This is a genomic window from Variovorax sp. UC74_104, from assembly GCF_044055375.1.
Lineage (GTDB): Bacteria > Pseudomonadota > Gammaproteobacteria > Burkholderiales > Burkholderiaceae_C > Variovorax.
On record NZ_CP171978.1, the window covers coordinates 5,836,534 to 5,852,744 of the forward strand.

General features: G+C 67.3%; 21 protein-coding genes. 5 read left to right on the forward strand and 16 right to left on the reverse strand.

Features of this window, described 5'->3' with window-relative positions:
- Positions 1-247: 247 nt before the first annotated feature.
- From ACHMXA_RS27425 to ACHMXA_RS27445, 5 genes are read left to right on the forward strand one after another with little or no spacing between them, the layout of a single operon-like run.
- The gene (locus tag ACHMXA_RS27425; protein ID WP_013543146.1) at positions 248-412 is read left to right on the forward strand and encodes a DUF1328 domain-containing protein; all 165 of its coding nucleotides are present in this window, start codon (positions 248-250) and stop codon (positions 410-412) included.
- Between the two features lie 54 nt (positions 413-466).
- Entirely contained in the window at positions 467-844 is a 378-nt protein-coding gene (locus tag ACHMXA_RS27430) for a hypothetical protein (protein WP_176663088.1), read from the forward strand.
- 36 nt (positions 845-880) lie between these two features.
- Positions 881-1,261, forward strand: coding sequence for a hypothetical protein (locus ACHMXA_RS27435; protein WP_395317106.1), 381 nt, complete (start codon positions 881-883; stop codon positions 1,259-1,261).
- Entirely contained in the window at positions 1,251-1,805 is a 555-nt protein-coding gene (locus ACHMXA_RS27440; protein ID WP_176663090.1) for a hypothetical protein, read from the forward strand. Before ACHMXA_RS27435 ends, ACHMXA_RS27440 begins: the two co-directional genes overlap by 11 nt.
- Complete coding sequence (locus ACHMXA_RS27445; protein WP_395317107.1) at positions 1,802-2,374, forward strand: bacterioferritin; 573 nt, start codon at positions 1,802-1,804, stop codon at positions 2,372-2,374. Before ACHMXA_RS27440 ends, ACHMXA_RS27445 begins: the two co-directional genes overlap by 4 nt.
- Before the next feature lie 111 nt (positions 2,375-2,485).
- Here the strand turns inward: ACHMXA_RS27445 and ACHMXA_RS27450 are convergent, their stop codons facing one another.
- From ACHMXA_RS27450 to ubiE, 16 genes are all read right to left on the reverse strand, one after another.
- The gene (locus ACHMXA_RS27450) at positions 2,486-2,983 is read right to left on the reverse strand and encodes a BON domain-containing protein (protein ID WP_395317108.1); all 498 of its coding nucleotides are present in this window, start codon (positions 2,981-2,983) and stop codon (positions 2,486-2,488) included.
- A gap of 95 nt (positions 2,984-3,078) precedes the next feature.
- A complete protein-coding gene (locus ACHMXA_RS27455; RefSeq protein WP_176663093.1) occupies positions 3,079-3,276 on the reverse strand; it encodes a CsbD family protein in 198 nt (65 codons plus the stop codon).
- Positions 3,277-3,399: 123 nt separating this feature from the next.
- Positions 3,400-4,224, reverse strand: a complete 825-nt coding sequence (locus ACHMXA_RS27460; protein WP_395317109.1) for a DUF429 domain-containing protein — start codon at positions 4,222-4,224, stop codon at positions 3,400-3,402.
- A 4-nt stretch (positions 4,225-4,228) separates the two neighbouring features.
- Complete coding sequence (locus tag ACHMXA_RS27465; RefSeq protein ID WP_395317110.1) at positions 4,229-5,110, reverse strand: EamA family transporter; 882 nt, start codon at positions 5,108-5,110, stop codon at positions 4,229-4,231.
- Between the two features lie 104 nt (positions 5,111-5,214).
- Positions 5,215-5,637, reverse strand: a complete 423-nt coding sequence (locus ACHMXA_RS27470) for a BLUF domain-containing protein (RefSeq protein ID WP_176663096.1) — start codon at positions 5,635-5,637, stop codon at positions 5,215-5,217.
- Positions 5,638-5,640: 3 nt separating this feature from the next.
- Positions 5,641-6,372 carry a GTP cyclohydrolase I gene (gene folE / locus ACHMXA_RS27475; RefSeq protein ID WP_176663097.1) on the reverse strand — a complete coding sequence of 244 codons (732 nt, stop codon included), beginning with the start codon at positions 6,370-6,372 and terminating at the stop codon, positions 5,641-5,643.
- A gap of 73 nt (positions 6,373-6,445) precedes the next feature.
- Positions 6,446-7,216, reverse strand: a complete 771-nt coding sequence (locus tag ACHMXA_RS27480) for an endonuclease/exonuclease/phosphatase family protein (RefSeq protein WP_395317111.1) — start codon at positions 7,214-7,216, stop codon at positions 6,446-6,448.
- Positions 7,213-7,689, reverse strand: a complete 477-nt coding sequence (gene nudB, locus ACHMXA_RS27485; RefSeq protein ID WP_395317112.1) for a dihydroneopterin triphosphate diphosphatase — start codon at positions 7,687-7,689, stop codon at positions 7,213-7,215. Before nudB ends, ACHMXA_RS27480 begins: the two co-directional genes overlap by 4 nt.
- Positions 7,690-7,809: 120 nt before the next feature.
- On the reverse strand, positions 7,810-9,618 hold the full coding sequence (aspS, locus tag ACHMXA_RS27490; protein WP_176663100.1) for an aspartate--tRNA ligase: 1,809 nt from the start codon (positions 9,616-9,618) through the stop codon (positions 7,810-7,812).
- Positions 9,619-9,658: 40 nt separating this feature from the next.
- Complete coding sequence (locus ACHMXA_RS27495) at positions 9,659-10,291, reverse strand: DUF502 domain-containing protein (RefSeq protein WP_176663101.1); 633 nt, start codon at positions 10,289-10,291, stop codon at positions 9,659-9,661.
- Between the two features lie 16 nt (positions 10,292-10,307).
- Positions 10,308-10,637: an FmdB family zinc ribbon protein gene (locus ACHMXA_RS27500; protein WP_395317113.1), complete on the reverse strand. Its 330-nt coding sequence runs from the start codon at positions 10,635-10,637 to the stop codon at positions 10,308-10,310.
- Positions 10,638-10,742: 105 nt separating this feature from the next.
- Positions 10,743-12,194, reverse strand: a complete 1,452-nt coding sequence (locus ACHMXA_RS27505) for a sodium:solute symporter family protein (RefSeq protein WP_395317114.1) — start codon at positions 12,192-12,194, stop codon at positions 10,743-10,745.
- Between the two features lie 13 nt (positions 12,195-12,207).
- A complete protein-coding gene (gene ubiB, locus ACHMXA_RS27510; RefSeq protein ID WP_176663104.1) occupies positions 12,208-13,773 on the reverse strand; it encodes a ubiquinone biosynthesis regulatory protein kinase UbiB in 1,566 nt (521 codons plus the stop codon).
- Positions 13,770-14,339, reverse strand: coding sequence for a hypothetical protein (locus ACHMXA_RS27515; protein ID WP_395317115.1), 570 nt, complete (start codon positions 14,337-14,339; stop codon positions 13,770-13,772). The genes ubiB and ACHMXA_RS27515 overlap by 4 nt, the downstream gene beginning before the upstream one ends.
- A gap of 82 nt (positions 14,340-14,421) precedes the next feature.
- Positions 14,422-15,432, reverse strand: coding sequence for a Tim44 domain-containing protein (locus ACHMXA_RS27520; protein ID WP_395317116.1), 1,011 nt, complete (start codon positions 15,430-15,432; stop codon positions 14,422-14,424).
- A 35-nt stretch (positions 15,433-15,467) separates the two neighbouring features.
- A complete protein-coding gene (gene ubiE / locus ACHMXA_RS27525; RefSeq protein ID WP_176663107.1) occupies positions 15,468-16,199 on the reverse strand; it encodes a bifunctional demethylmenaquinone methyltransferase/2-methoxy-6-polyprenyl-1,4-benzoquinol methylase UbiE in 732 nt (243 codons plus the stop codon).
- Between the last annotated feature and the right edge of the window lie 12 nt (positions 16,200-16,211).

Sequence of the window (16,211 nt, forward strand, 5' to 3'; positions counted from 1 at the left end):
CCTCTCTCTTTTCTCTTCTCTCTTCGCAGCCGTAGCGCAGCCGGAACTCCTGCACACCGCGCGCCGCGGCCGACTCGGCCATCTCCTACGCACCCCAACCCCGGCCGCTGACAGGTCCGGGACGGCCCCCCGCTTAAGGTTGATACCGTGCCATCCGGTTCTTCCGGTTCTTTCCCGTCGGGGGTTGCCGGATGCGACGTTTGGACGTTTTTCAAAAACAGCGAGGCAAGCCTCGAAGGAGTTCCACATGCTGCATTACGCCGTGGTGTTTCTGGTCATCGCCCTGATCGCGGCCCTCTTCGGGTTCGGCGGCATCGCCGCCAGCGCGGTGGGCATCGCCAAGATCCTGTTCGTGATCTTCGCGGTCCTCGCGATCGCGAGCTTCCTTGCCGGCTTGCTACGACGCAAGTAGCGTCGTTACGATCAACAGGCTTGCGCATTTCACTTTTCCGGAAAGGACTTTCACATGAACACGACGACCAAGACTCCCTCGCAACTCGCCGACGAAGCGCGCCAGACCGCCCGTGACGCGGTCGAAACCACCCGCGCCTATGCTCAGAACGCGGTGAATGCGGCGGGCGAAAAGGTCCGCGACCTGCAGCGCGATTCCGAACCGGCCGTCGAGCAACTCGCAGCCCGCGTGCAGCAAGCCGTTCAGCGCGGCCTGGACGCCGCATCGACCACCAGTGCCCGCGCCCAGCGCCGCCTCGAACAGGCAGCCGACGTCACCGGCCGCTACATCTCCGACCAGCCCGTGCGCTCGGTGTTGCTCGCGGCCGCCGCCGGCGCCGCCATCACGGCGCTCATCGTGCTGGCAAGCCGCCGCAGCCGCGACGACTACTGATCCACGAAGCGTCCGTCGTCGACCGATCCCGGCACCATGCTCCATCCGATTTTTTCCACGGTGCTCGGGCATCCGGAACTCGTCGCTGAACACCTCGCCAACTACGCCGCCCTCCTTCGCCAGGAATCCGCGCAAGCGGGACGCGGCATCGCCGCTCGCATCGTCGCGGGCGTCCTGGCGGTGGCCAGCGCCACGCTGGCGCTCGGGCTGATCGGCGTGGCCGTGCTGCTCGGCGTGATGCACGGCAGCTTTCACTGGGTGCTGGTGGCCGTGCCGGCCGTGGCCGTGGTGATGGCGCTCATCTGCACTTGGTACGCGACGCGGCCTACCAGCAGCTACAGCTTCGACGACCTGCGCTCCCAGCTCGACGCCGACCTGCAGGCGCTGCGCGAAGCCGGAGACCCCCATGGCCGCTGACCGCCACCCTCCTTCGCATCTCAGTCCGGTCCAGCGCCTGGCCCTCTCGCGCCGCGCACTGGTGCGGCAGTTCAACCAGGACGCAGGCGCGCCGGCCGAAGACCAAGAACCGGACGACCTGGAATACGCGCAGTACGACGCGCAAGCCGCCTCCGCACAGGCGGATGACCTGCATCAGGACCACGCTCGAGGTAGAGGAGAACAAGGAGGAGCAAGAGGAGGAAGAAGAGAGAACGTGTGGCTCGCCGTGGGCCGCAGCGTGGCGGAACGCTGGTGGCGCAGGCACCCCGCGCATGCGGTCGGCCAACTGGCGCGGCCGGTGCTCGAACACTACGCGCGCAAAGAACCGGCCAAGCTCATGGCGGCCGCGGCCGCCACCGGCGCCCTGCTGGTGCTCGTCAGGCCCTGGCGGCTGCTCTCGGCCACCGCGGTGCTGGCGGCCGTACTGAAGACATCCGACGTGGCCGACCTCGTCACCACGCTGATGCGGAAGCCCCCGGGCTCCCCTCACCCATCCCGCTCCCCACGAAAGGACACTCCATGAAAACCGACGTTTCCTCTTCCTCCTCTGCTTCTTCTGCTTCCACCGCCCACAAGCACCTGGAACTCGACCAGAGCGGACTCGACGCCGCGCGCAACAGCCTCGACGACGGCGCCGTCACCCCGAGCTACGGCCCCTGGCGCGACGACGTCGTCAAGCTGCTGAACGACGCGCTGGCCACCGAGCTGGTCTGCGTGCTGCGCTACAAGCGCCACTACTTCACCGCCAACGGCGTCGAGTCGCCCGCCATCGCCGACGAATTCCTGGTGCACGCCAACGAGGAATCGGCCCATGCCGACCGCATCGCCGAGCGCATCGTGCAGCTGGGCGGCGAACCCGACTTCGCGCCCTCGCGCCTGCTCGACCGCAGCCATGCGGCCTACGACGAATCGACCGACCTGCAGGCGATGGTGCGCGCCAACCTGATCGCCGAGCGCGTGGCGGTGGAGTCGTACCGCCAGATGATCGCGCTGATCGGCGACAAGGACCCGACCACGCGGCGCATGCTCGAGGACATCCTTTCCGACGAGGAAGAGCATGCCGACGAGCTGAAGGACTGGCTGGGCCACTGATTGACCCGACCCCGGGGCCGCATCGGCCCCGTGCTCTCATGAAAAAGCCCGGCACTAACCGGGCTTTTTCATGGGTGAAGCGAAAACGCGACCGAGACCGGGCGAAAGCGATCAGCCCTTCACCTGAAGCTGGTTGTCCACCGACGTCACGCCCTGCACGCCCTTGGCGATCTCCTCGGCGCGCGCCTTGGCGGCTGCCGTGGGCGCCGGGCCCTTCAGGCTCACCGCGCCGGCCTTGGTGTCGACGTCGATCTTGATGGCGCTCAGGTCCGGGTCCTTGGCAAGGCCCGCGGACACCGAAGCCGTGATGGCGGCGTCGTTCACGGTCGTGCTCACCGCGGCGCCGGCATCCTTGGCTGCCTCCTTCACCTCGGCGGTGGTATTGGACGACTCGATCTTCGCCTTGGCGTCCTTGACGGCCTCGCCGGTCTTGGCTGCCGCGGCGTCGGCGGCCTGCTCGGTCTTGGCCACGGCGCTGTCGAGCTTCTCGCCCGCAGTGCGGTTGTCGGACTTGTCGCAGGCAGCCAGCGTCAGCGCCGCGCCGGCCACGAGCACGGCAAGCCAGGCGCGCGAATGCGGCGTGGCCGTCTGTTGGGTCGATCTGTTCATGGAATCCTCCTGTTGATCGGGGAAATCTCTGGAAATCGGGGGGAGATGAAAGGCAGGGAAGGCTGCCGGATCACCGGCAGCCGGCCTTGCGACGCTCACAGCTTGTCGGCGCCCGACTTGATCGCGTCCTTGGCCTTTTCCTTGAGGTCGCCGTAGGTCTTTTGCACCTTGCCGGCGGCCTGGTCGGCAACGCCCTCGCCTTCGAGCTTCTCGTTGCCGACGACCTTGCCGGCGACTTCCTTCAGCTTGCCCTTGGCTTCCTCGACGCGGCCTGCCACTTGATCCTTGTTCATGTTGCTTCCTTCCTGAGTTATGAAACGAATGCGTGAGCCGCAGCGGCCCACGCATTCAATCTAGGTCCCTGCCCGGGCCGGCTCACGCCGACGGAAGCCCGAAGAGGTGTAGGACAAGGAAGCTCAGGCGCTGACGATCCATCCTTCAAGCGGATCGATGTCTTCCGGCAGGCCATGGCCCGGGCCGGGGCTTCCGGCGCGCAGGTGGCCCCAGGCGGCCTGCATCAGGCACAGCGCCGCGTCGATGTCGTCGCCGCGGGCATCCGCCAGCAGTTCCTTGCGCTGCGCCGGCGTGACGGCCAGCCCGAGTCCGAGGCGGGCCGAGCCGGCTTCCAGCGCCGCCAGCAGATCGGCGCGCGCGGTCCGGCGCTCCGGCGTCTGCTTCACGAGGTCGTCGCTCTTGTAGCTGCGGCGGCCGATCAGCTCGCGCGCCAGCAGGCCGGGATAAGCCTCCAGCGCGATGCGATCGCCGCCCTTGCCTGCGTGCAGCCCCGGAATGCGCGCACCGGCGGCCAGCAGGCGCGGCACGCCCGCATGAAGCATGTACGCCACCGGCGGGTTGACCCATTTCATCGAAGGGCTGGAGCCCGCGGGAGCGTCGGCCGCGCGATGCGCGAACTTGCCGCCCACCGGGCGCGCCGCGCAGAAGGCGGCGAAGGTCCCGCGGATCTCGGCGCGGCTCAGGCCGGCGTAGTGGGCCATCAGCGGCTCCCACTGCAGCGGCCACCGCAGGTGCTCGACGAGCTCGCGCGGCAGGCTGAACGGAAAGTCGAAGCCGCCGGTCCACGCAGGCGTGGCGATGAGCCATTCACCCCATGCGTCGAGCGTCGAGAAGCGCCGCAGGCCGTGCAGCACGACGCGGTCGGCGCCGGCCAGCTCGCCGGTCGCGATGACGATGGGCTTGCGTGCCGTTGGCGCGCTGGAGAAGTCGCAGCCGAACAGCAGCACGGCCTCAGCCCAGCGCGAGCGCCACCACGCCGGCGGCGATGAACATTGCGCCCAGCAGCCTCAGCAGCCGGTCGCCCTCGCGCAGCAGGTGGCCGCCGATGAGCGCGGCAAACAGCATCGAGACCTCGCGCGCGGGCGCCACGTGGGAGATGGGCGCCTGCTGCACCGCGTAGAGCACCAGCACGTAAGACACCGGGCTGATCGCCGCCACCAGCAGCGCGTACTTCCACTGCTCGCGCCACATGCGCGCGGTGGTCGCGCGGTCCTGCAGCGCGGCGGGCATCAGCAACACGATGCGAACGAGATTGCCCATGTAGTCGAGCAGGATCGGCGACATCATGAGGAACTTGACCGCGTAGCTGTCAGCCACCGTGTAGGCCGCAATGAAGGCGCCGGTCAGCACGCCGTAGCGCATGCCCTTGTGCACCCGCGCACGCTGCGCCGGGTCGTGCGCCTTCTGCCACAGGCGCGGGCCGCCGGCGATGAGGAACACGCCGGCCACCACGCCCAGGATGCCGGCCACGCCGACGAGGCTGATCTTCTCGCCAAGGAAGAGCACCGCCACCAGCGACGACAGCAGCGGCCCGGAGCCGCGCGCCAGCGGGTAGACCACGGTGAGGTCCGACTTGCGGTAGCCGCGCAGCAGCACGATGAAATAGAAGACGTGCAGCACCCCGCTGAGCACGACGAAGCCCCACTCGGCCGCGCCCCAGCCCGGCACCACGTTCCAGCCCAGCACGATGCCCAGCGGAGCCCAGATGACCATGTTGAACACGCTGGTCTGGAAGCTGAAGCGCGCGTCGCCGTTGGCCTTCTTGGCGGCGATGTTCCAGCTGGCATGGATGATCCCGGCGAGCAGGATCAGGGCGAATGCGGAGAGCGGCACCTCGAGCTATGCGAGACCGAGCGCCGCCGGGCCGCCCCAAGGCGCGAGCGGCCCCCTCGGGGGGCAGCGAGGACACGAAGTGCCGAGCGTGGGGGCCACCACTTTCAGTGGCGGCCGACGATGGCTGCGGTGGCCATCAGCTCTTCCAGCAGCGCCAATGAGACCTTGCCCGACACCGCGTACGGATTGAGCTCGGGCTTCTCGGAATACTTCAGCAGCGTCGACGCGTTGAGCTTCGACAGGTTGACCTGCCCCATGGTCCAGCCGCCGAAGCGGCGCTCGGAGATCTCTTCGTAGTGCAGCAGCACCACGTCCTTGTGGCGCGCGTCGCGCTGGATGTGGCCGTACAGCTCGCTGATGGCCATGCGGCCGCCTTCGATGGCCTGCAGGAAGGTCCCCGCGCCGTAGCAGAGGATGCCGGTGATGCCGCAGGCGGTGTTGTGCGAGCGCGATTGCGCGAGGATCGACTCGATGGCCTCGGGGCTGGTGTCGACGGCGCGGCTGGCGTAGAGGAGTCGGACCAGCATGGCTCAGCCCTTTCTCGGCAGGAGGGACAGGAATTCGCGGCGCAGGCTCGGGTCTTTCAGGAACACGCCGCGCATCACGGAATTGATCATCTTGCTGTCCATTTCCTTCACGCCGCGCCAGGCCATGCAGAAGTGCTCGGCCTCCATGACGAGGGCGAGGCCGTCGGGCTGGGTCTTCTCCTGGATCAGGTCGGCCAGCTGCACCACGGCTTCTTCCTGGATCTGCGGACGGCCCATGACCCACTCGGCCAGGCGCGCGTACTTCGACAGGCCGATCACGTTGGTGTGCTCGTTGGGCATCACGCCGATCCACAGCTTGCCGATGATCGGGCAGAAGTGATGCGAGCAGGCGCTGCGCACGGTGATCGGGCCGACGATCATCAGCTCGTTCAGGTGCTCGGCGTTGGGAAACTCGGTGAGCGAAGGCGGGGCGACGTAGCGGCCACGGAAGACCTCGTTGAGGTACATCTTGGCGACGCGGCGCGCGGTGTTGTCGGTGTTGTGGTCGTTCTCGACGTCGATCACCAGGCTGTGCAGCACGTCCTTCATCTTGACCTCGACCTCGTCGAGCAGCTTCTCGAGCTCGCCGGGCTCGATGAACTCGGAGATGTTGTCGTTGGCATTGAAGCGCTTGCGCGCGGCGGTGATGCGCTCGCGGATCTTCACGGAGACGGGCGTGCCCTCGTCATCGTCTTTTCGATCGGGGAGCGGTTCGACGTCGGTTTTCCTCAGCATGGCGGGGATCGTACCAGTGAATGGCTCCGGACATTCGGGGCCGCAACGCCCGTCCCTCCTTGGAGCAATGCTATCAATTAAGGAGCGTGAAATCGGCCACCAGCGGAAGGTGATCGGACATGCGGGCCCAGATCGGGCCGCGCGGCACGTTGCAGGCCAGCGGCTCCAGGCCGCGTCCGTAGACGAAGTCGAGCTGGGCCACCGGCAGGCGCGAGGGGTACGTGAGCGTGCGGGGCCCGCGCAGGTCGCTGGTGTCGCGCAGGCCCATGGCATTCATGGCATAGCGCATGCGCGCGCCCCAGTCGTTGAAGTCGCCCGCCACCACCACTGCCTCGCCGGGCGGCACCTCGCGGTCGATGAATTCGCGCAGCCGCGCGATCTGCCGCACCCGGCTGCCCTTGATGAGCCCCAGGTGCACCACGATGGCGTGCACCCGCCGGCCTTCCACGTCGATCACCACGTGCAGCAGCCCGCGCTGCTCGAAGCGGTGGTCGGAAATGTCCTGGTGGTTGGTGCCCAGCACCGGCCAGCGCGTGAGCAGCGCGTTGCCGTGCTCGCCATGGCGCGTGACGGCGTTGGTCTCGTAGACGGCGGTGTAGCCCTCGGGCGCGAGGAAGTCGGCCTGCGGCAACTCGGGCCAGCGCGCGAAACGCGCGGCCGCCTGCCGGTTCATCTTTCGCACTTCCTGCAGGCAGACGATGTCGGCGTCGAGCTGCTCGATGGCATGGCCCAGGTTGTGGATCTCGAGCCGCCGCGTGGGGCCGATGCCCTGCACACCCTTGTGGATGTTGTAGGTGGCGACGCGGAGGTTCTGCACCGCTGCTGCTGCCGGCTGGTTCGTCATCGCGCAAATTCTGGCAGCAACAGAATGGCTTCGGCATTCGACGGGGAAAAGCAGGCGTCCGCCGCTTCCCGGTATGGCAGCCAGCGCCAGTCGGTGTGCTCGCGGGGGTCGAGCGTGGGCACGACGCGTTCGGGCACGCGCAGGCCGAACAGGTGCTCGGTGTTGTGGGTGACGCCCGGCGCATAGCGGGCGCGCCAGCGGGGGTAGATCTCGTAGACGTTGCGCAGCTGCCAGTCGACCAGCTGCGAAGCCAGCGGCGTGCCTTCGCCGCACAGGATGCCGGTTTCCTCGGCCACCTCGCGCGCCGCGGTGAGCGCGAGCGGCTCGTCGGCCACATCCTTGCTGCCGGTGACCGACTGCCAGAAGTCGGTCTCGGCATCCGCACGCCGGATCAGCAGCACATCGAGCGCCGGCGTGTGGATCACGACCAGCACCGACTCCGGGATCTTCCAGGGCCGGGAGTCGGTCGTCATCGGGGGGTGCTCAGGCTTCTTCGCGAAACACCGAGGAACCCGCTTTGCCGGGCCTCTGGTGTTGCCCCCGGTAGGGGGTTGGCGAAGCGACACGAAGTGCGCGCAGCCTGGGGGCGAGCATCATGCTGCTGCCTGGGGATTGTTGCGCAGCTTGATGTGGAGCTCGCGCAGCTGCTTCTCGTCGACCGGGCTCGGCGCCTGCGTCAGCAGGTCTTGCGCGCGTTGGGTCTTGGGGAAGGCGATCACGTCGCGGATCGACTCGGCGCCGGTCATGAGCATGACCAGGCGGTCCAGGCCGATGGCGATGCCGCCGTGCGGCGGGGCGCCGTACTGCAGCGCATCCAGCAGGAAGCCGAACTTGAGCTGCGCGTCCTCGGCGCTGATCTTCAGCGCGCGGAACACCTTGCTCTGCACTTCCTCGCGGTGGATACGCACCGAGCCGCCGCCCATCTCGATGCCGTTGAGCACCATGTCGTAGGCCTTGGCGATGCACTTCTCGGGCGCGGTGTCCATGAGATCTTCGTGGCCGTCCTTCGGCGCGGTGAACGGGTGGTGCACGGCGCTCCAGCGCTGGCCTTCCTCGTCGAACTCGAACATCGGGAAGTCCACCACCCACAGCGGCGCCCAGCGGTCGTCGAACAGGCCGCTCTTCTTGCCAAAGGCGCTGTGGCCGATCTTCACGCGCAGCGCACCGATGGCGTCGTTGACGACCTTTTCCTTGTCGGCGCCGAAGAACAGGATGTCGCCGTTGCGTGCGCCCGTGCGGGCGATGATCTCGGCCAGCGCGTTGTCGTCGAGGTTCTTCACGATCGGGCTCTGCAGGCCGTCACGGCCGGCTTGCGCGTCGTTGACCTTGATGTAGGCCAGGCCCTTGGCGCCGTAGATCTTGACGAACTCCTGGTAGGCGTCGATCTCGCCGCGCGACAGGCCGCCCTCGGCACCGCCGCCAGGCACGCGCAGCGCGACCACGCGGCCACCGGCCATGGTGGCGGCGTTGGAGAACACCTTGAACTCGACGCGCTTCATCAGCTCGGTCAGCTCGGTGAACTCGAGCTTCACGCGCAGGTCGGGCTTGTCGGAGCCGTACTTGAACATCGCGTCCGCGTACGTCATGGTCGGGAACACCGGCAGGTCGATGCCCGCGGCGTTGCGGAACACGTTGCGGATCATGCCTTCGAACATCTCGCGGATCTCTTCCTCGGCGAGGAAGGAGGTCTCGATGTCGATCTGCGTGAATTCGGGCTGGCGGTCGGCGCGCAGGTCTTCGTCGCGGAAGCACTTCACGATCTGGTAGTAGCGGTCGTAGCCGGCCACCATCAGCAGTTGCTTGAACAGCTGGGGCGACTGCGGCAGCGCGAAGAAGCTGCCGTCGTGCACGCGGCTGGGCACGAGGTAGTCGCGCGCGCCCTCGGGCGTGGACTTGCCCAGCATCGGCGTCTCGATGTCGATGAAGCCGTTGGCGTCGAGGAACTTGCGCGTTTCCATCGTCACCTTGTAGCGCAGCATCATGTTGCGCTGCATGGCCGGGCGGCGCAGGTCGAGCACGCGGTGCGTGAGGCGGGTGGTTTCCGACAGGTTGTCGTCGTCCAGCAGGAACGGGGGCGTGACCGAGGGGTTCAGCACCTTCAGCTCGTGGCACAGCACTTCGATCTTGCCGCTCTTGAGCTGGTCGTTGGTCGTGCCTTCGGGGCGCGCGCGCACCAGGCCGGTGACCTGCACGCAGTATTCGTTGCGCAGGCTCTCGGCCACGGCGAAGGTGGAGGCGCGGTCGGGGTCGCACACCACCTGCACGTAGCCTTCGCGGTCACGCACGTCGATGAAGATCACGCCGCCGTGGTCGCGGCGACGGTTGACCCAGCCGCAAAGGGTGACGGTCTGGCCCAGCAGGGCTTCGGTCACGAGACCGCAATATTGAGTACGCATGGCCATAGGGAATCCATTCCGGCGCCTCGAGGGCGCGTTCGTTCTTTTATGAGTTGGAAGACTTCACCGCCACCGTGGTGGGGCCGCCTGGAACGACCACCCCCATCGAGACGATGTACTTGAGCGCTTCGTCCACGCTCATCTTCAGTTCGATGCAGTCGCTGCGCTTGAGCATCACGAAGTAGCCGCCCGTGGGATTGGGCGTGGTCGGCACGTAGACGCTGAGGAACTCGCCCTCGCCGAGATGCGCGGCGACCTCGTTGCCGGGCGCCCCGGTCACGAAGGCGATGGTCCACACGCCTTCGCGCGGCCATTGCACCAGCACCGCGGTGCGGAAGGCGTTGCCGTTCTCGGAGAACAGCGTGTCCGACACCTGCTTGACACTGGAGTAGATCGAGCGCACCACCGGGATGCGCCGGACCACGGCATCGCCCCAGCCGAGCAGGCGCTTGCCGACGAAGTTGCTGGCCGTGGCGCCCACCACCAGCAGGATCGCCAGCGTGAGCAGCACGCCCAGGCCGCGCACCTTGTGCTCGCTCAGCCAGGTCTGCCACTGCTCGGGCAGCAGCCAAAGCGTCTGGTCGAGCGTGCCGATGATCCAGTTCAGCACGCCGAGCGTGATGACCAGCGGCACGATGACCAGCAGGCCGGACAGCAACCATTTGCGCAGGGCGAGCATGGCGGTCAGGGGCGTTTCAGTCGCCGCTCGACGCGGCCGGCGCGGGAGCCGGTGCGGCGGGCGCCGGAGCGGGGCTCGGCGCGGCGGTCGTGGTGGAAGAAGAGGAAGAGGACGAAGATTCGCCGGAGGCGGTCGACGTGGCCGGCTCGGACTTCTTGCCGCCGCCGTCGCGGAAATCGGTCACGTACCAGCCGGAGCCCTTGAGCTGGAAGCCGGCGGCCGTGACCTGCTTTTCGAACGCACTCGCGCCGCACGCCGGGCACACCGTGAGGGGCGCGTCGGACATCTTCTGCAAAGCGTCCTTGGCGAAGCCGCAGGCGCTGCACTTGTAGGCGTAGATGGGCATGGGGAAATGGGGTCTAAAAAAGCGGCGCAACGGCCGCTCGCAAAGCCCTCGATTATAGGGGCGCCCCCGCCGAAGGGCGCCCGGCCCGGCCGCCGGCCCCAGGCTTCAGGCCGGCTCCGTGGCCAGCGGGCGGTGCGGCGTGTGAGTGTTCGCCAACCATTGCGGCAGCAGCGAGCCGATCACCATGCCCGCGAAGGAGCACAGTACGCCCGCCAGCTGGGCCGGGAACACGGCGCCCCAGGACGAAACCCCCAGGAAGAGCAGCCAGACGCCGATGCCCAGAACGATCGAGGCCACCGCCCCCTGCGTGGTGGCCCGGCGCCAGTAGAGGCCGCAGACCAGCGGCACGAAGGCCCCCACCAGCGGCACCTGGTAGGCGCCCGACACCTGCTCGTAGATGGAAGTGCCCTGCATGCGGATCGCGTAGGCGAGCACGGCGGCGCTGAAGAGCAGCACCGTGATGCGCATGGTCATCAGGTTCTGGCGGTCGGTACCGGCCGGGCGGAACTGGCGCCAGATGTTCTCGGTGAAGGTGACGCTGGGAGCCAGCAGCGTGGCCGAGGCGGTCGACTTGATGGCCGACAGCAGCGCGCCGAAGAACAGCACCTGCATCACGAAGGGCATCTTCTCGAGCACCAGCGTGGGCAGCACCTTCTGGGGGTCTTCCTTCAGCAGCGTGGAGGTCTGCTCCGGCATGATGAGCAGCGCGCTGGCCACCAGGAACATCGGCACGAAGGCGAACAGGATGTACGCCAGCCCGCCGATCACCGGCCCGCGCCGGGCCGCCTTGACGCTGTTGGCCGACATCACCCGCTGGAACACGTCCTGCTGCGGGATGGAGCCCAGCATCATGGTGATCGCGGCCGCGAAGAAGAACACGATGTCGTGCAGGCTCGGCTCGGGCCAGAACTTGAAGAGGTCCTTGCTGACCGCAAAGGCCACCACCTTGTCGGCGCCGCCGGCCATGTTGCCCGCGAACATCGCGATCACGGCCAGGCCGACCACCAGGATGATCATCTGGATGAAGTCGGTGACGGCCACCGACCACATGCCGCCGAAGAGCGTATAAGCCAGGATCGAGACCACCCCGATCACCATGCCCACCGGGATGCTGATCACGCCGCCCGAAAGCAGGTTGAACACCAGCCCCAGCGCCGTGACCTGTGCCGACACCCAGCCCAGGTAGCTCAGCATGATGATGAGCGAGCAGGCCACCTCCACGCCGCGGCCGTAGCGCTCGCGGTAGTAGTCGCTGATGGTCAGAAGCGTCATGCGGTAGAGCTTGCCGGCGAAGAACAGGCCCACCAGGATCAGGCAGGTGCCGGCCCCGAAGGGGTCTTCCACCACGCCGTTGAGCCCGCCCTCGATGAACTTGGCCGGGATGCCGAGCACCGTTTCGGAGCCGAACCAGGTCGCGAAGGTGGTCGTGACGATCATGTAGAGCGGCAGGTGCCGCCCGGCGATGGCGAAGTCGGTGGTGTTTTTCACCCGCTTGGCGGCGTAGAGGCCGATCGCGATGGTGACAAGCAGATAGACGATGACCAGCGTCAACAACACGGCACAGACTCCTCTAGAACAGACGCACGCGCACCAGCAATTGCATGGCGAGCAACCCCAATACAAAACCTATGCCACCGTAGACGATGGTCTGCAGCAACCGGTTGGTGCGTTTCTGTTCGGCCAGCAGTTCGAGCAGCTCGCGGCGGTTGTCGACCGGGCGATTTTCCAGGAAATCGTGCAGTAATCGAGGTAATTGGGGCAGCAATTTGGCGTACCGCGGCGCCTCGGCCTTGAGCTGCTGGAACAGCTTCTTGGGACCGATCTGGTCGACCATCCACTTCTCGAGGAAGGGCTTGGCCGTGGCCCAGAGGTCGAGTTCGGGGTCGATGTTGCGCCCCAGGCCCTCGATGTTGAGCAGCGTCTTCTGCAGCAGCACCAGCTGCGGCTGGATCTCGACGTGGAAGCGCCGCGAGGTCTGGAACAGGCGCATCAGCACCATGCCCAGCGAGATTTCCTTCAGCGGTCGGTCGAAATACGGCTCGCACACGGTGCGGATGGCCGCCTCCAACTCGTCGATGCGGGTGCCCACCGGCACCCAGCCGCTTTCGAGGTGCAGTTCGGCCACGCGCTTGTAGTCGCGCCGGAAGAAGGCCACGAAGTTCTGCGCGAGGTATTCCTTGTCCGACTCGGTCAGCGTGCCGATGATCCCGAAGTCCAGCGAGATGTAGCGCCCGAAGGTCTCGGGCTCCAGGCTCACCTGGATGTTGCCGGGGTGCATGTCGGCATGGAAGAAGCCGTCGCGGAACACCTGCGTGAAGAAGATGGTGACGCCGTCGCGCGCCAGCTTGGGGATGTCGACCCCGGCGGCGCGCAGGCGCTCCATCTGCGCGATGGGCACGCCCTTCATGCGCTCCATCACGATGACCTCGGGGTGGCAGAAGTCCCAGAACATCTCCGGAATCAGCACCAGGTCGAGCGCGGCCATGTTGCGGCGCAGCTGGGCCGCGTTGGCGGCCTCGCGCACCAGGTCGAGCTCGTCGTGCAGGTACTTGTCGAACTCCGCCACCACCTCGCGCGGCTTCAGGCGCTTGCCATCAGCTGAAAGGTTCTCGAGCCAGCCGGCCATCATGGCCATCAGCGCCAGGTCTTTCTCGATCACGCCGCGCATGTTGGGGCGCAGTACCTTCACCGCCACCTCGCGCTCCTGGCCGTCGTTGGTGCGGATGGTCGCGAAGTGCACCTGCGCGATCGAGGCACTGGCGATGGGCGTCTCGTCGAACTGCACGAACACGTCGCTCACCGGACGGCGGAATGCGCGCTCGATGGTCGCGATGGCCACGGCAGAGGGAAACGGCGGTACCCGGTCCTGCAGGAAAGCCAGTTCGTCGGCGATGTCGGGCGGCAGCAGGTCGCGCCGGGTCGACAGCACCTGGCCGAACTTCACGAAGATCGGGCCGAGGCTTTCGAGCGCCTCGCGCAGCCGCTGGCCGCGCGGCGCATCGAGGTTGCGCCCGAAGGAAAGAACGCGTGTGACGCCGCGCACCCAGGGCTTCTGGAAGCTCGAGAGCACCAGCTCGTCGAGGCCGTAGCGCAGCGCGACCCAGACGATGAAAAGGCCGCGGTAGAAGCGCCTCATTCGGCGTTGCCTGCCGGGCCGGCAGCCGAACCGCCCGCCTTGGCCGCGCGGTCGCCGACGAACTGGCGCAGCGCACCCGTCACGCGCCGCACGGCGTTGCCCAGCGTGTGCGCGGGCACGTCGCCGATCACGCGGGCGAGGTCGTCCTCGATGTCCCAGCGCACGTGGTCGACCAGCCAGTTGACCTCGGCCGCCAGCTGCACGTCGCCGATGATCTGCACGGCAGGCTTGTCGCCACGGAGCGCGGCGCGGGCGATGTCGAAGGGGGATTCGTCGGTGACGGCGAGCGTCAGCTCGGGCACCGAGCCGGCCGGGGCCAGGTCGAGCAGGCCGGCCGGCGTGGCCACCAGCTCCATGGTCACGAAGCGCCACTGGAAGCGCACCACCCGCCCCTGCTGGCGCAGCAGCCGCTGCTGGGCCTCGGACTCCTGCTGCAGCACGTGGTTGAGGAACAGGACCGCGCGGTTCTGTATCTCGTGGACCGCCCAGTCCGGGGGCTGCAGGCGCTCGCCAATGGTGTTGAAGAGGTCGCCTAGAAAAGAAAATGGGGACGATGGTGTGGCCATGTCCCCATTATCCGCCTGTGTCGCGGCCCAGAGAGGGCCGGGCCGCGTTTCAGGTTTTTCCTGCCTAACCTGCCTGCGTGGCTTATTGCAGCGCCTGCACGCCTGCCACGAGCCAGCCGCTGTTGCCGCTGACGGGCTTGGTCATGTTCCACACTTCGCGGAACGGGCCTGGGCCCGCCGAGGCGTCTTCGCGGATCATGCCGGAGAACTCCACGCTGGCCATGTAGGCATCGGGCAGCTCCTCGATGCCGAGCAGCTTGGCGTCGAGCATCACGACTTCGGTCTTGTTCGAGGCACCGCCGGTGTGGCTGGCGCGGTCGGCCAGCTGCGAGCGGATCTCGTCGACCATGCCGTCGGTCATCATCGAACGCAGCGTCGACACGTCGGCGCGGTCCCACGCGTCCTGCAGGGTCACGAAGTTGCGCTTTGCAGCGCCGAGGAAGCCATCGACGTCGAAGCCGGCGGGGATGCCCCACGACTGCGAACCACCGAGCGCCGAGCCGATCATGCTGCCGCCGGCCGCTGCGCCAGCCGCCGAGAGGCTGCTGCCGTGCGGCGCGGCATCGAAGGCAGCGTTGTTGCGCTCCCACGGACGTGCCGATGCATCGTTGCCCACGTTGTTGGGGCTGTACTGCGCCGGAGCGCTCGCGTTGCTCGGGCTGGCGCCTGCCCCCTGGAAGGCGAAGCCGCCCTGGCGGTTGGCGACGGGCTGCGAGCGCGACTTGATCATGCGCCACACCACCACACCTGCCAGCACGAGCAGGCCGATCAGCAGGATGTTGGCGAAACCGGCGCCGAGGCCCAGCGAACTCGCGAGCCATGCGAGACCCAGGCCGGCGGCCAGGCCGCCGAGCATTGCGCCCCACGGGCGCTTCGGTGCTGCGGCTGCAGCAGGCGCAGGCGTCGCGGGCTTGGCCGCTGCCGCATTGGTCGCATTCTGCTGTGCAGGCGCCGAGGGCGATGCAGCCTCGCGCTGCGTCACGTTGGACGACTGGCGCCCCACCGACTTGCCGCCACCCATGCGGGCAGCCTCGGCCTGGACGCTGACCAGCACCAATGCGGCTGCCAGGAACAAAGAACCCAAACTCTTCATATCGTCGTCTCCTCTTCGAGCGAAAGATCGCTTCATCAACACTTGATTCCAACATGGAGGGCAGCGATTCCCCCAGTCATGTTGTGATAGTCCACATGTCCGAAACCGCCCTCTTTCATGAGGGTCTTGAGCTCCTCTTGCGAGGGGTGCATCCGGATGGATTCGGCGAGATAGCGATAGCTCGCGTCGTCGCCCGCCACGAGCTTGCCCAACCGGGGCAGCACGTTGAAGGAGTACCAGTCGTAGGCTTTCGCGAGCGGCTTCGCGACCTTCGAGAACTCCAGCACGAGCAGCTTGCCGCGCGGCTTGAGCACGCGGTTCATCTCCTTGAGCGCCGCGTCCTTGTGCGTCATGTTGCGCAGGCCGAAGGCCACGGTGACCACGTCGAAGTGGTTGTCGGGAAAGGGCAGCTTCTCCGCGTCGCAGACCATGGTGGGCAGCGCGACGCCGGCGTCGAGCAGGCGGTCGCGGCCGGTGCGCAGCATGGCCTCGTTGATGTCGGTGTGGACCACCTGGCCGCTGGCGCCGACCTTCTTCGCGAAGGCCAGTGCAAGGTCGCCGGTGCCGCCGGCGATGTCGAGGACGCGCGAGCCTTCGCCCACGTTCGCGACCATGACGGTGTATGCCTTCCAGGCGCGGTGCAGGCCGGCCGACATCAGGTCGTTCATGATGTCGTAGCGCGATGCGACCGAATCGAAGACACCGCGCACGCGGCGGGCCTTCTCGCTTTCGTCGACTGTTTCGTAGCCGAAGTGTGTGGTGCTCATGCGACCGATGTT